Below are 14040 nucleotides of genomic sequence, written 5' to 3'. Positions count from 1 at the left end.
CGGCTACATTCATGACCGCCCATGGTCGCCCCGCCCACCGAGCACGAGATCCTGGACGTCAACCGTCGCTACCACGACGTGGCGGCCGAGTCGTACGACTCCAAATGGGGGATCTCGTTCGGCAAGATCGGCCATCAGCAGGTGCTGGGGAAGATCACGAAGCTGCTCGGGCCGCGCCCCGGCCCGTTCGCCAACTCGCTGGAGATCGGCGCCGGCACCGGCTACTTCAGCCTCAACCTGCTGCAGACCGGCGTGGTGAAGCACGCGACGTGCACGGACATCAGCCCCGGCATGCTGGCCACGCTCGAGCACAACGCGCTCCAGCTCGGGCTCGAGGTCGAGACCGCGGCCTGCGATGCGAGCCAGTTGCCGTTCGAGGACGAGAGCTTCGACCTGGTCCTCGGCCACGCCGTGCTGCACCACCTGCCCGACCTGGACGCCTGCTTCGCGGAGTTCAAGCGGGTGCTCAAGCCGGGCGGGACGCTGTTCTTCGCGGGTGAGCCGAGCCGCTCAGGCGATCGCATCGCCGCCTATCCCAAGCGCGCGGGGCTCAAGGCGGGGCCGCTGTGGCGCAAGCTCGTCCGGGCCAGCCCCGCACCCACCCACGACGGCGGCACGGACGAGCAGGAGCATGCGCTCGAGGCCTTCGTCGACGTCCACGCCTTCGTGCCGGCCGACCTCGAGCGCCACACCAAGGCGGCGGGCTTCGCCGACGTCCGCGTCCAGGGCGAGGAACTGCTGGCGAACTGGTTCGGCTGGTTCAACCGCACGCTGGAGTCCTCAGCCGACCCGCAGAGCATCCCGTGGGGCTGGATCAAGTACGCCTACAACGGCTATATCTTCCTGCAGAAGGTGGACCGCAAGCTGCTCGAGCCGCGCCTGCCGCCGCGGATCTTCTACAACCTGATGGTCGCGGCCCGCAAACCGGGGTGAGGCGTGTCCCAGCCGCCCCCTGAGCACCCGCCCAGCCCGGTCGACATCCTGCGCGACAAGCGCGCGATGCTGGACACCGGCACGGGGCCGATCGCGTTCGTCGTCGTCTACGCGATCTGGGGCCTCAAGACCGCCGCGATCGTCGCCATCGCGCTCGGCGTGGTGATGGCCGTCGAGCGGGTCGTGCGCAAGAAGACCGTCGTCAATGTGCTCGGCGGGCTGTTCGTCACCGTGATCTCCGCGGTGATCGCCTGGCGCACCGGCAAGGCCGAGACCTACTTCGTCCCCCGGGCGCTCATCCAGGCCGGCTACGCGATCGTGTTCGCGGGCTCGGCGGTGATCCGTCAGCCGATCACGGGGTTCCTCGTCGCCGCGCTGTTCCGTGCGGAGCCGGGCTGGGCCAAGCTCCCCGCGGTCCGCCGCGCGATGACCGAGCTGACGCTGGCCTGGGCCGCGCTGTTCGGCTTCCGCGCCGCCGTCTACGCCGTTTTGATCGCGACCGGGCGCGTCGGCTGGCTGGCCGCGGCGTCGGTCGCGATGGGCTGGCCCGCGTTCGGGCTGCTCATGTTCCTGAGCTACCGGTTCGTGCCGAAGCGGCTCGAGCAACTCGGCGCACCGGACCCGCGCCAGCCCGAAGCGCCCGAGCCTGCTCCTTGAGCCGCCGGTAGACGTAGGTCCAGTCGCCCTGCAGCCGCTGCTTGCGGGTCCCGCCGGCGGGCGAGATCAGGGTCGAGGGCCGCACGCGGACGTCCATCCCGTCCGCCGCCAGCACGTCGAGCGCGCGCTCGGCGATCCACACCTGCCCGAACGCGGTCGGATGGACGTGGTCGACCATCACGAGGTTGCGGGCCCCGAACGCGCGGAGGTCGAGCACCAGCGCCCCACGCGCCCGTGCCGCGGCCTCGACGATCGCGTTGGCTTCCGCCACACCCGGCGCCCGCGGGCGCCCCAGGTCCTCCGGGAGCGTCACCACCAGCAGGCGGTCGCAGCGCGCCGCGAGTGCGTCCAGCGCGAACGCGTGGTCGGCGGCGAACGCTGCAGGGTCCCAATCGGGTCTACGGACGTCGTTGACGCCGACGTAGAGGCATCCGAGGTCGTAGCGCCCGTCGGGGGTCGCGGTGCGGGCGAGGAAGGCCGGCAGCTGGGCGTGCGCGACGTGCTCGGCGCTCGCGCCGTCGACGGCGTAGGTCGTGAACGCCAGGCCGAGCCCCCGCGCCACCCACAGCGCCCAGGACTGCAGCGCGACGCCCCATTGGAGCTCGCCACCGCCGTTGGTGATCGAGTCACCGAAGGCGAGAACCCCGAGCCGGCTCACACCGTGAAGCTGACGGCCTTGGCCTTGTTGGCCAGCGTCGCCGTCACGCGGTACTTGGACCGAGGCTGGCCGCGCTTGCCGCGAACCGTCAGGGTGGTGCCCTTCGCATTCGCCGACATCGACTGCACGCTCACGCGCTTCCAGACGAGCTTGCCGCGCTTGCGCACCTGCTGCTCGAGCTTGAGGGCGACCTTCGCCTGCCGCGAGAGCTTGACCGTGACCTTGGCCACCCGCGCGCACTTCGGGGTGCTCTTGGGGCAGCTCTTGGGGGTCACCTTCGCCTTGAGCGAGACGATCACGGCGGCGCCGGTGGGGGTCACCGTGGGCGTGGGCGTCGCGATCGGGTTCTTCGGGTCGCCGGATTGGTGCTGGTCGATCGCCGGGCAGCCGTCGGCCGTGAAGGCGGGCTGCAGCGGGCAGAGATCGTCGAGCAACGGTCGGTTGTCCCCGTCGTCGTCGGTGCCTCGCGGCATCGCGTCGCAGGCATCGCCGACGCCGTCGGAGTCGGCATCGGCCTGGTCGGCGTTGGCGATCGACCTGCAGTTGTCGGTGGAGTCGCCCAGGCCGTCGCCGTCGCTGTCGGGACAGCCGCGCACCGAGCCCGGGACGCCCGGGCACTGATCCGCGCCGGAGTCGTCGCGGAACGAGTCGTGGTCGCGGTCACATGAGGCCCAGGCCACGGATTCGCCGCCACCGCTGTTGAGCCGGCCCGGAGCGCCCGCCGCGCGCGCCGCGTTGAGGCGGCCACCGGCGACGGAGAACGGCTCCAGCGGCTGCTTGGGGTCCACGCTGTCCCTGAGCCGCTGCGCCAGCTGCGCAGCGCCGAGCTGGGGCTCGGTCGAGAGGACGATCGCCGCGGCTCCGGCGACCATCGGCGCCGCCATCGACGTCCCGCTGCGGTACATGTAGCCGCCGAAGCCGCCGCGGACCGTGCTCAGGATCGACACGCCGGGAGCGAAGAGATCGACGGTGGTCTGCCCGATGTTTCCCCAGCAGGCGGGTTTGTCCATCGTGTCGGTCATGCCGACGCAGATCAGGTTCGCGATGTCCGGGTCCGAGCCGGGCCGCTTGGTCGAGCACGGATAGACCGGATGCGCGGGATCGTCGTTGTCGTTGCCCTCGTTGCCGGCGGCGACGACGAACAGGGTGTTGGGATAGCGGTCGAAGACCTTGACGAACTCCTGGTTGGTGTCCGCGTTCGGGCCATCGAGCGGATCGCTGGCGAACGAGGCCGTGACGATCGGCATGTCGTGGGCGCCCGCGTACTCGAACGCCTTGATGATCCACGGCAGCTTCCCGGTGCCGCAGTTGTCGATCGCCCGCAGCGGCATGACGTGCGCCAGCGGCGCGACGCCGATGATGCCCCCGTTGTCGCGCCCAGCGGCGACGATGCCCGCGATCATGGTCCCGTGGTCATCTGCGCCGGCCGGATCGCCGGCCGTGCACGAGTCCGCCTCCGTGAAGTCCTGCCCGGGTTCGACGTGGCCCGCCAGGTCCGGGTGCGCGGCATACACCAGCTGATCGACCACGCCGACCGTCACACCCTGGCCCTCCATGATCTCCCAGGCCTCGGGAGCGTCGATGTCGGAGTCGGCGATCGCCCCGGGATAGAGCTTCGACTCGACGTTGGAGAGCGACCACTGCTGGGTGTAGCGGTCGTCGAGCGTCGGTGTGTCCGTTTTCGCGTGAGCGAGCGCGGGCAGGGCACAGCCGATCGCGCAAAGAAGCGCGACAGCGCACGCCAACCCCGAACGCGAGTGCGTCACCCTCGTATCATCGGCCATTCCATGGGGGCCTTGAGTGAACACTTTGATGGGGAAAGTTGGCCTGAGCTGACGAATGCCGCCGTTGGGACATGGAGCGGCGGGCGCTTCATGCACTTTGGGGAACCGATCGACGATGATCGGCTCGCTGCCCTGCTCCGCCCGGATGAGGGTATCGCGACCGTCATAACTGCGGACACCTATGGCGCGGGCGCCGCTGACACGTTGCTCGGCCACGCGCTCGCCGGTATCCCCCGCTCGGACTTCGCCATCGTCGGCGCCATCGGACACGATTTCTACACGGGCCAGCGTGAAGGTGCCAAGGGCTTCCCCCGGTTCACCGATCCGCGGCTGCGCGGACCCGAGGGCTACGCGGACTACGTGCGGATGGCCACGGAGCGCAGCCTGGAGCGCTGCGGCGTCGATTCCTTCGATCTCCTGCTGCTTCACAACCCGGACCGGACGGGCTATACGAACGAAGCGGTGTGGGACGCGTTCTCGGCGGTGCAGGCCGACGGCCTGACGCGGATGCTCGGCGTCGCCCCGGGCCCGGCGAACGGCTTCACGCTCGATGTGATCGACTGCCTGGAGCGCTTCAGCGACCGGATCGACTGGGCGATGGTGATCCTCAACCCGCTCGAGCCGTGGCCGGGCGAGCTCGTGCTGCCTGCCGCCGAGCGCCACGGCGTGAAGGTCATCACCCGCGTCGTCGACTACGGCGGTCTCTTCCACGACGACGTCCTCGAGGGGCACGCGTTCGGACGCCACGACCATCGCGGGTTCCGCCCGGCGGGCTGGGTCGAGGCGGGTCGCGCAAAGCTCGAGGCGATGCGGCCGATCGCCGAACGCCACGGGCTGACGATGCTCCAGCTCGCCTGCCACTGGAACCTGGCGCACGGGCCCGTGCACTGTGTCGCGCCGACGCTCATCGAGGAGTCCGGCAGCGCGAAGTCGATCGAGGACAAGCGTGCCGAGCTGGCCGCCGTCCGCGGGCCGAGCGTGCTGAGCGCCGAGGAGGTCGCGACGCTCCGTTCGATCGGTGACAACCGCGGCTCGATGCTGCTCAAGGGCGCGGCGCCGGAGTTCGAAGGTGAACCTCAGCCGGACCGCTGGCCGATCACCCCGGAACTGAGCGCACTGGCGGGCCGCTGGGGGATCGAGCCACTCAGAGATCTGTCCAGGGCGGCTTAAGCCCCTATGCCCCGGGTCGATCAACCGGGGCACGATGATCCGCCTTCGTCCCATAGGAGCTGCCGCCTTCGCGCTTGCCCTGCTCGCGCTGCCGACCTTCGCCGTCCCGCACAAGGACCCGAACCTGCTGACGCACCGCGACACGCGCACGCAGCTGCAGGACGTCAACCTCGCCGACGTCGTGTCGACCGCTCAGGCGGCCGCCGGCGACGGACCCGACGGGCTCCCGACCGGCTGGTGCGGGGACGAGACGGGCGCCGACAACGCCCCCGTCACGCCGGCCACGAAGGCGCAGTTCAAGGTGGTCTACGCCTATGCGGCCGACCGGCCTGACCGGTTCGCGGGTTGGAAGGACGCGATCCAGGCCAACGTCGCGATCGTCCAGCGGTTCCTCTCCGCCCAGGACGGCGGCACGAAGGGCCTCCGCTTCGACATGGGCACCGGCTGCGGGCCCCAGTTCGTGGACATCCAAACGGTCCAGCTGCCAGGGTCCCGCGCCTCCTATGCCGACAACTTCTCGGCGATCTCCGGCGCCGTCCAGCGCGCGCTCGGCGCCGCCGCCGGGCCGCGCAACGCGATCGTGATCGCCGACGGCCTCTCCGGCTCCACGCAGGAGTACGGCTTGGGCGAGACCGTCATGGGCCCGACCGGCGAGCGCCAGGGCGCCGCGAACATCCACAACCGCGGCGGGCTCACCTCGATCCTCTTCAGCCGCGACGGCGCGGCGGCCCCCGGCAGCGCGCGCTGGGGCTGGTGGCCTGAAGGCTTCCTGCACGAGATGACGCACAACCTGGGCGCGGTCCAGTGGGGCGCGCCGCACTCGACGCAGCCGGCCGGCGGCAGCTCGCCGCAGTACGGCCATTGCTGGCAGGGCGCGGACGTCATGTGTTACGTCGAGGACGGCGGTGCCGCGCACCCGATGCAGCAGGACTGCGCCGGCCTTCCTGGCGCCATCCCGCAGAACTACGACTGCGGCCACGACGACTACTTCAACCCGGCGCCGGCTCCCGGTTCCTACCTGGCGACGCACTGGAACACGTACGACTCGGCGTTCCTGGCCGGGTGCGGCGAGGTCGCGCCGGCCTGTGGCGGCGGCTCCCTGTGGGTGCCTGAGCCGCCGGCCGCGACGACCGCCCCGTCCGTCGCCGGCACCACGCGCCGTGGCCAGACCCTGACCGCGCGTGTCGGCGTGTGGACCAACTCGCCGACGGCCTACACGTACCAGTGGCAGCGCCTAATCGCCTCCGGCTGGGAGGACATCGACTCCGCGACCGGCGCGAGCTACGTCGTCTCCAGCGAGGACCTCGGCCGGCGCCTGCGGGTCGCCGTGGTCGCCTCCAACGAGGACGGCAGCGCGAGCGCCGCGTCCGCCCCGAGCTCCACCGTCGGCGCCTCCGGCCTCAACCGCGCGGCGACCTCGACGTCCAAGAAGGGCAAGCGGGCCGCGGTCAAAGCGAAGGCCAGCAAGAAGCGCAAGGCCGCGGCGGCGAAGCGTAAGGCGGCCGCCAAGCGGCGGGCCGCGGCCAAGAAGAAGCCCAAGACCGTGCGCCACTAGGCACAATGCAGGGATGGCCGAGTCGCTGCGTGGCAAGCTCATCCTCGCATCGCCCGTCCTGCGCGACCCGAACTTCGTCCGCACCGTCGTCCTGATCGCCGAGCACACCGACGAGGGCGCCATGGGCCTCGTGCTCAATCGCCCCGCCGCGTCGACGGTCGGCGAGGCCGTGCCGGACCTGTCATGGCTGGCCGGCGACGAGGAGCCCGTCTACGTCGGCGGACCGGTGGCGGAGACGGCCGTGATCGTGCTCGCGGAGTTCGACCGGCCGGAGCTGGCCGGCGCGCTGGTGGACGACGACCTCGGGTTCATCGGCTCAGACGCCGACGACCCGGAGGCGCTCGGCGGCGCGATCCGCCGCGCCCGGGTGTTCGCCGGGCACGCCGGCTGGGGCCCGGGCCAGCTCGAGGACGAGCTCGCCGAGGAGGCGTGGATCATCGAGCCCCCCAAGCGCGAGGAGATCTTCACGCTCGAGCCGGGCGACCTGTGGGCCGCGGTCCTGCGCCGCAAGGGCCAGCGCTACGCGTTGCTGGCCACGATGCCGCCGGACCCGTCAGTGAATTGACGCCGCGATCGCGAGGGCGCGCGCCTTCGTCGTGTTGCCTTCGACGCGGATGAGCAGCCCGTCGCGCTCGATCAGCAGCGTGCGGTCGGCGAGCCGCTGCTGCTCGTAGCCGAACCCCTTCGCGGACTGGTAGGCGAAGCCGTGCGCGCCGGTGATCCAGTAGCCGTTCGCGACCCGCTCGGCGGTCGCTCCCTGGCCGAGCGTCTTCTCGATGAACGGCGTCGCCCGCGCGCGGAAGACCTGGATGAGCAGCTTCGGCGGGCCTGTGTAGACCAGCGAGACGGTGTGGGTCCCGTCCGGGAGGATCGTGTCGTACGCGGTGTCGGGCGCGCCGAGTGCTTGCGGGATGCGGGTGCCCTTCGGTGGCGCCGCGAGCGGCGTCCCGAGGTCGAGCTCGCGCCCGATGACCGGCTTCGGCGCCTCGCGCTTGATCTCGACCGACTTCAACCCGAGCCACTCGAGCACGGAGGACCGCGCGGCGGGTGAGACCGCGAGCGTGCCGCCGCCGAGCAGGACGAGGGCGGCGGCGAAGTAGGCGATGCGGGCGCGCCATGAGACCTTCCTCCGTCGTTCGGCTATCCGAGCCTGAACGGCATGGGAGAGGTCGGGGGTGTCCGGCCACTCCACGTCCAGCTCGCGCAGGGCGGTCTCGAGGTCGCTCACGGGGTCACCTCCCCGCGGAGGCGTTCGAGCGCGCGTGACGTGCGGGACTTGACCGTGCCCTTGCGAACGCCGAGCGCGGCGGCGGTCTCGGCCTCACTGAGCTCGAGCAGGTAGCGGCAGCCGAGGACCAGACGGTCGTCGTCACGCAGCCGGCCGAGCGCGGCGAGCAGGGTCGCACGGGTCTCGCCGGCGAGCACCGCGGCTTCGGCCGAGTCGGTGTCGGCGTGCGGGATCAGGCGCAGCGCCAGTGCCTGGCGCCGGCCGGCGGAGCGCTTGCGATTGCGCGCCTCGTTGGCGACGATCGTCAGCAGCCACGGCCGGAGCGGCTCACCGTCCCGGAAGCGCCCGAGTGCCCGCCACGCCTTGACGAACGCGTCCTGGGCAGCTTCTTCGGCCTCGGCGGCGTCCTGGGTGATCAGCATGGCGGTGCGGAAGGCGATGTCCGAGTGCGCGCGGACGAGCGACGCGTACGCGTCGCCATCTCCACGGCGGGCGAGGGCGACCAATTCGCCCTCGGTCAGCGCTCGAGCCACCGCCTCCTAATACACCGCCTCCCGTCAGGAGGTTCCCGCGGCCTCAGACCAGGCCGCGGGGCGACATCGGGACCTAGTCCCGAAGACGGTAGCCCGCGCCGCGAACGGTCTCGAGCTGGTTCACGCCGAACGGGCGATCGATCTTGTCGCGCAGGTAGCGGACGTAGACGTCGACGATGTTCGAGCGGTTCTCATAGTCGTAGTCCCACGCGTGCTCGAGCAGCTGGTAGCGCGAGAGCACCTCGCCCGGGTGCCGCATGAACGTCTCCAGGAGCTGGAACTCCTTGGCCGACAGGCTGACCTCGGTGTCGCCGCGCCACACGCGACGGCCGGCCGGGTCGAGCTTGAGCGTGCCGACCTCGAGCACCGCGGGGCGCTCCACCGGGCCGCGCCGGGCGAGCGCCCGCAGGCGCGCCAGGAGCTCCGCGAAGGAGAAGGGCTTCGCGAGGTAGTCGTCGGCGCCGCCGTCCAGGCCCGCGACGCGGTCCTCGACGGTGTCGCGGGCGGTGAGCATGATCACCGGCGACCAGATGCCCTCTTCACGCAGACGGCGACACGTCTCGAAGCCGTCGATGCCCGGGAGCATCACATCGAGCACGATGGCGTCGTAGCCCGTTGAACCCGCCATCCACAGGGCATCCTCGCCCTTGATGGCCACGTCAGCCGCAAGTCCTTCCGAGCGCAGACCCCGCCGGATCAGGCTCGCCATCTTGATCTCGTCCTCGACCACCAGCACGCGCATGAACGGTTCCTCAGAGTAGGGGTGAAAGCATCATGCGCAACCGTCATGAGTTGAAGATGAGAATTATGAGAGGGTTCTCATGAGTTGCTTCTTATGAAGGCAACGCGATCCACACATCCGCGCCGCCCTCGATGTTCTCCGCATGTGCGCTGCCCCCATGCGCGCCGGCGACCGCGGCGGCGATCGCGAGCCCGAGACCGGTGCCGCCACGCGTCCGTGCCTCGTCGGCGCGCGTGAAGCGCTCGAAGGCGCGCGGGAGGAAGTCCGGCGGGAACCCTCGCCCCTCGTCGTAGACGTGCAGCTCGACGTGCCCGTTCTCGGTGCGAGCGCTCAGCTGCACCGTCCCGTGGCCGTAGGTGAGCGCGTTGTCGACGAGGTTCGCGAGCGCCTGCTCGATCCGCGCGAGGTCGGCGTTGACCGTCACGCCGGGCGACGGATCGGCCGTCAGCGGGCGCCCTTCGGCGCGCGCACGCGTCTGGAAGCGCCCGGCGACGCGCGCCAGGACCTCGCCCGCCTCGAGCGGCTCGGGCCGGACGGGCAACCGCCCCTGGTCGGACCGGGCGATGACGAGCAGGTCGTCCGCTAGCCCCGACAGCCGCTCGGACTCCTCGGCGGCCGAGCGCAGCGCGTCCTCGAGCTCCTCCTGCGTGTGCTTGCCCCGCAGTGCCAGCTCGAGCTCGGTGCGCAGGATCGCCAGCGGCGTGCGCAGCTCGTGCGAGGCGTCCGACACGAACGCCCGCTCGCGCTTGAAGGCGACCTCCAGCCGCGCCAGCATCTCGTTCAGCGTGCGCCCGAGGCGGCCGATCTCGTCGTTGGTGGGCGGGACGGGAAGGCGCTCGCTCGTCCCCGCCGCCGTCACCGCGGCGGCGTGTCGTCGCATCCGCTCGACCGGTCGCAACGCGGCCGCGGCGAGGATGTAGCCGACGAACGACGCGATCAGGAGCGCGATCGGCCCGCCGATCGCCAGCAGCGCGTGCAGCGCGCCGAGCGCTCGCTCGCGCTGCGCCAGCGGCTCGCCGACGACCACGATCTCCTGCGTGTTCTCCGCCGTCACCGGCCGCGCGAGCAGGCGGATCGCCGCGCCGTCGTCCGTCCGGCGCTCCACGGTCACGATGCCCTCGCGCGCCTTGGCGAGCGATGCCCGATCCAGCAGCGACGCCTCACCCGCGCTGGGGGTCGTATCGACGACCTTCCCGGTGCCATCGAGCACCTGGGCGAACGTCTCACCCGTGTTGGCGAGCTTCGCCTGGCCCGTGCGCGCGCCCACGACCGCCGCGGCGTCCCCGGCCCGCGCGGCGAGCCCGTCGTCGATCGTCGAGTCGAGGTTCTCGGCGACCAGCAGGCTGAGCGCGATCCCGGCCCCCGTCAGCAGCACCGCCATCACGCCGGTGAACGCCAGCGTGAGCTTGAACCGCAGCGGCATGCGACTCATTGCGCAACCCAGCGTCCAGCATCGTCCGCCCATTTCAGGGCGCCGAGATACGCCTCGGCCAACTCCGCCGGATCGCCCGTCTCCGGGAAGTGGCCCTGCTCATAGCGCAGCACGGTGCCGAGGGTACGACCGAGTGGGCCTTCGAGGCGCAGCAGCGCGCCGGTGATCTCGTCGGAGAACGGGAGCGTTTCGAGCACGTGCTCCATGCTGGCGTCAAGGAGGGCGTCCGCGACCGAGAAAAGTCCAACGGTGAAGAGGCGGTCACGTTCTTCCTCGCTCATCCCGCGGCCGAGCAGCTCGCACATGCGCCCGCGCAGGAGCGCCAGGGCCACGAGCTGGTCGGGCGCCTCGGGCACCGAGGAGAGCGCGACGACCGTCGCCCAGCGGCGGACCGCGCGCGGGCCGAGCAGCGTCAGCGCCTCGCGGACGGTGTCGATCTTGCGCGGGAGCGCGAAGAACGCGCTGTTGACGTGGCGCAGCAGGCCGACCGAGAGGCCGACGTCGGCCGAGATGATCCGCTCCAGCTGCTCGAACGAGGCGTCGGAAGTGGTGAGCTCGCCCAGCGCCTGGAGCGAGCCGATCGCCCCGCCGCCGCCCTGCTCACCCGCGGGACGGGCGAAGAACTCGCCCTGGAAGTGCGAGAACCCGAGCAGGCGGCAGCGGGTGAACTCCTCCGCGCCGGCGACGCCCGTGGCCACCAGGGTGAGCCCGCGGGAGGCCGGCTCAGCCAGCAGTGCACGGAGATCCTCATCCTCCCGCCCCGCCACGCCCACCTTCACGATGCCGCAGTGGTCGAGCAGTTCCGCCGCCCCGTCGAACCCGTCCAGCGCGAGCGCGAACCCCTGCGCGGTGAGCGCGACGGCCTGCTCGACGGGGGTCGACGGGGTGACCTGGAGCACGGTGCGGGAGCGGTCCAGCTCCGGCGGAGCGGCCGTGTCCAGCCCCACCCACACCGGCCGGCCGGCCCCGAGCTCGAGCAACGCCGCAGGCGAGAACCCGCCGAGCACGTCGCCGTCGCCGATCAGCTCGTAGGCGATGACCTCGCGGCGACCGTCGACCACCGGCAACCGCACGACCGCCACGCCGGGCGTCGCGCTGGCGGGCGGCGCCGCGGTCAGGTCGCGATCGATCCCCTGCCAGCCGCGGCCGGCGCGGACAGACCGCGAATCGACCGTGCGCCAGCTCCCGTCGGCGTGCTTGCGCCGCAGCACGCCGGACCAGCCGACGGCCTGGTCGTCGGGGTGCGTGAGCTCGCTCAGCGCGACGCCGAGGAGCTCGTCGCGGCCGAGCAGCGCCCCTGCCGCCGGGCTCGAGAAGCGCACCGTGCCGTCCTCGTCGGTGGCCCAGATCCAGTCCTCCGCGGCATCCACGGCGTCGCGGTACGGAATCAGCTCGTCGACGTCGCGCCGGCGCTCGGCGAGCTGGGCGCGCAGCTGCTCTCCTTCGGCGGCGAGCCGGGCGCGTTCGGACTCGAGCGTTCGGCGCTCGCCCTCCAGTGCGCGCACGCGAGTGACCGCGATGGCCACGACCGCGATCAGGACCACTGCGAGCACGAGCGCCGCGATCATCCGAGCAATGGTGTCACCCGCTTCACACCTTGGTGGGACGACCCGTGCGGCGGGGCACGCGACCATCGCTTTCAGTGTTCCTCGAGTTCCACGATCCCGACGGCCGCCGCCACCGCCACGAACTGACCGCCGACGCTCCCCGCAAGACCGTCGGGCGGCGGCCCAGCAGCGACGTCGCGCTGTCCTGGGACGATGAGGTCTCGCGGCTGCACGCCGAGCTCGTGTACATGGGCGACGACTGGGTCATCTGCGATGAGGGCCTCTCCCACAACGGCACGTTCGTCAACGGCGTGCGGGTGCGGGGGCGCAAGCGACTCGCGGTGGGGGACGTCGTGCAGGTCGGCTCCTGCGCCCTGACGGTCTGTGAGGAGGAGCGCCCGGCGACGGCTCCCGCGACCCGCCCGGTGCGTCCCGGCACCGATGCCGTGCGGGTGACCCCGGCGCAGCGGCGGCTGCTGAAGGCGCTGTGCCGCCCCGTGTTCGAGCGCCCGGGCTCCGCTCCGGCGACCAACCGCGAGATCGCGGACGAGCTCGGGATCTCCGTGGACACGGTCAAGGGCACGCTGGCGGCGCTGTTCGAGCGCTTCGAGCTGACCGATCTGCCGCAGAACGCCAAGCGCACCGCGCTCGCCGCCCGCGCGCTGGACCTTGTCTACCGGTAGTCGAGGCGAGTGAGGGTATTGTCGCCCAGGCCGGTGACCCACACCGAGCGCTCGTCGGCGACCATCGCGTAGGGGTTGGCGCCGACGCCGATCGGCTCGCCGACCAGCTTCAGCGTGGCCGGGTTGAGCACCACGACCGTGTCGTCGTTGCGGCTGGCGACGAACAGGTGCCCGCCCGCGAGCACCGACTGCGCGGGACTGCGGCCGGCCGCAGCGGTCCGCAGGTTGCCGCCGGCGGCGATGATCCGTGCGATCGCGTCCTCGTCGAGCGTCACCCAGAGCGCGCCGTCGTCGTAGCCCATCGCGGCCGCCGGGGCGGGCAGCGCGGCCCAGTCGGAGAGCACGGTCTGACCGGGCAGCAGGCGCGCGACCTTGTTCGTGCGCGCCTTGATGACCCACGTCGCCCCGCCGCCCACGACCAGCCCGCCGATCCCCTCGTTGACGGTGAGCGTCTGGATCGGATGGCCCGCGAGGTCGTAGTGGCGCAGGACGCCTGGACCGTCGTCCTGAGCCTGCGTACCGACCCACGCGCCGCTCTCGTCGACCGCCAGCCGCACGGGCGTGCCCTCGACCGTCCAGCGCGTGCGGACCTTCCCGGTCCGCCCGTCGAGTTTGAGCACCTCACGCGTCGACCCGACGGTGACCCACACGTCGTCGTCGAACGCGGTGATCGCCGTCACGTCGTCGCCGACTTTCGGATGGTCGTCGCGCTCGGTGCCGGTCGCCGCCTCGATGCGGGTGAGCCGCGGCTGGCGCGCACTGGAGACCCACAGGTCGCCGCCTGCGAGCACCACGCCGTTGGGACGATCGCTGACCCCGGTGATGGTCTTCGCGACCCGCGCGACGGCGGGCGCGGCGGGCGTCGCGGTCGTGGTCGGCGTCGGGGTGGGGCGCGCGACGGGGTTGCCGCCCCCGCCCAGCAGCACGACCGCGACGACCACCGCGGCTACCGCGGCGGTGCCGGCCAACGCCCAGCGCACGGCGGCCGCCGGCCGGCGGCGACGAGTTCCGGTGGGTGGCGCCGCGCCGGCGGCGGGCCACTCGTCCGCGGGCGCATCGGTCCCGGCCGGCGGCGCCGCCTCGCCCGCGGGCCACAACCCCGCCGGGCGGCCCCCGGC

The 14040-nt window shown here is 71.9% G+C and carries 13 protein-coding genes and 1 pseudogene; 6 read left to right on the top strand and 8 right to left on the bottom strand.

The window, feature by feature from the left end; translation table 11 throughout:
• The first annotated feature begins 21 nt into the window (after window positions 1–21).
• Window positions 22–933 carry a class I SAM-dependent methyltransferase gene (locus OM076_RS38165; RefSeq protein WP_270045435.1) on the top strand — a complete coding sequence of 304 codons (912 nt, stop codon included), beginning with the start codon at window positions 22–24 and terminating at the stop codon, window positions 931–933.
• Window positions 934–936: 3 nt separating this feature from the next.
• Complete coding sequence (locus tag OM076_RS38160) at window positions 937–1590, top strand: DUF3159 domain-containing protein (protein ID WP_270045434.1); 654 nt, start codon at window positions 937–939, stop codon at window positions 1588–1590.
• Here the strand turns inward: OM076_RS38160 and OM076_RS38155 are convergent.
• Entirely contained in the window at window positions 1496–2248 is a 753-nt protein-coding gene (locus OM076_RS38155; protein WP_270045433.1) for a GDSL-type esterase/lipase family protein, read from the bottom strand. The two genes, OM076_RS38160 and OM076_RS38155, sit on opposite strands and share 95 nt — an antisense overlap.
• Entirely contained in the window at window positions 2245–3804 is a 1560-nt protein-coding gene (locus OM076_RS38150) for a S8 family serine peptidase (RefSeq protein WP_270045467.1), read from the bottom strand. The genes OM076_RS38155 and OM076_RS38150 overlap by 4 nt, the downstream gene beginning before the upstream one ends.
• Window positions 3805–4035: 231 nt before the next feature.
• Between OM076_RS38150 and OM076_RS38145 the strand changes: the two genes are divergently transcribed.
• Genes OM076_RS38145 through OM076_RS38135 form a run of 3 tightly spaced genes read left to right on the top strand, consistent with a single transcriptional unit; the run spans window position 4036 to window position 7322 of the window.
• Entirely contained in the window at window positions 4036–5202 is a 1167-nt protein-coding gene (locus tag OM076_RS38145) for an aldo/keto reductase (protein WP_270045432.1), read from the top strand.
• 34 nt (window positions 5203–5236) lie between these two features.
• A complete protein-coding gene (locus tag OM076_RS38140; protein ID WP_270045431.1) occupies window positions 5237–6757 on the top strand; it encodes a hypothetical protein in 1521 nt (506 codons plus the stop codon).
• 13 nt (window positions 6758–6770) lie between these two features.
• Window positions 6771–7322, top strand: a complete 552-nt coding sequence (locus tag OM076_RS38135; protein WP_270045430.1) for a YqgE/AlgH family protein — start codon at window positions 6771–6773, stop codon at window positions 7320–7322.
• On the opposite strand, the gene OM076_RS38130 is transcribed toward OM076_RS38135, so the two are convergent.
• The 5 genes from OM076_RS38130 to OM076_RS38110 form a co-directional block, all read right to left on the bottom strand.
• On the bottom strand, window positions 7311–7985 hold the full coding sequence (locus OM076_RS38130; protein ID WP_270045429.1) for a hypothetical protein: 675 nt from the start codon (window positions 7983–7985) through the stop codon (window positions 7311–7313). The genes OM076_RS38135 and OM076_RS38130 overlap by 12 nt on opposite strands.
• Window positions 7982–8518 (bottom strand): RNA polymerase sigma factor, encoded by a 537-nt coding sequence (locus OM076_RS38125; RefSeq protein WP_270045428.1) that lies wholly within the window; start codon window positions 8516–8518, stop codon window positions 7982–7984. The genes OM076_RS38130 and OM076_RS38125 overlap by 4 nt, the downstream gene beginning before the upstream one ends.
• 73 nt (window positions 8519–8591) lie before the next feature.
• Window positions 8592–9260: a response regulator transcription factor gene (locus tag OM076_RS38120; RefSeq protein WP_028062315.1), complete on the bottom strand. Its 669-nt coding sequence runs from the start codon at window positions 9258–9260 to the stop codon at window positions 8592–8594.
• Window positions 9261–9351: 91 nt separating this feature from the next.
• Entirely contained in the window at window positions 9352–10692 is a 1341-nt protein-coding gene (locus OM076_RS38115; protein WP_270045427.1) for a sensor histidine kinase, read from the bottom strand.
• Entirely contained in the window at window positions 10689–12260 is a 1572-nt protein-coding gene (locus OM076_RS38110; RefSeq protein WP_270045426.1) for an HDOD domain-containing protein, read from the bottom strand. Before OM076_RS38110 ends, OM076_RS38115 begins: the two co-directional genes overlap by 4 nt.
• Before the next feature lie 74 nt (window positions 12261–12334).
• On the opposite strand from OM076_RS38110, the gene OM076_RS38105 reads away from it, so the two are divergent.
• Complete coding sequence (locus OM076_RS38105; protein WP_270045425.1) at window positions 12335–12922, top strand: FHA domain-containing protein; 588 nt, start codon at window positions 12335–12337, stop codon at window positions 12920–12922.
• Here the strand turns inward: OM076_RS38105 and OM076_RS38100 are convergent.
• Window positions 12913–14040: pseudogene (locus OM076_RS38100) on the bottom strand (hypothetical protein); the annotation flags it as partial. The gene OM076_RS38105 and the pseudogene OM076_RS38100 overlap by 10 nt on opposite strands.

It is taken from the genome of Solirubrobacter ginsenosidimutans (assembly GCF_027587205.1).
Note: the sequence above shows the minus strand (reverse complement) of the source record. Positions and strands in the feature narration are given on the sequence as shown.

Coding starts and splice junctions, on each gene's coding strand:
- OM076_RS38135 (WP_270045430.1), top strand. CDS start 6,771: ATGGCCGAGTCGCTGCGTGGCAAGCTCATCCTCGCATCGCCCGTCCTG.
- OM076_RS38165 (WP_270045435.1), top strand. CDS start 22: ATGGTCGCCCCGCCCACCGAGCACGAGATCCTGGACGTCAACCGTCGC.
- OM076_RS38110 (WP_270045426.1), bottom strand. CDS start 12,260: ATGATCGCGGCGCTCGTGCTCGCAGTGGTCCTGATCGCGGTCGTGGCC.
- OM076_RS38145 (WP_270045432.1), top strand. CDS start 4,036: ATGGGGGCCTTGAGTGAACACTTTGATGGGGAAAGTTGGCCTGAGCTG.
- OM076_RS38150 (WP_270045467.1), bottom strand. CDS start 3,804: ATGGAGGGCCAGGGTGTGACGGTCGGCGTGGTCGATCAGCTGGTGTAT.
- OM076_RS38120 (WP_028062315.1), bottom strand. CDS start 9,260: ATGCGCGTGCTGGTGGTCGAGGACGAGATCAAGATGGCGAGCCTGATC.
- OM076_RS38115 (WP_270045427.1), bottom strand. CDS start 10,692: ATGAGTCGCATGCCGCTGCGGTTCAAGCTCACGCTGGCGTTCACCGGC.
- OM076_RS38140 (WP_270045431.1), top strand. CDS start 5,237: ATGATCCGCCTTCGTCCCATAGGAGCTGCCGCCTTCGCGCTTGCCCTG.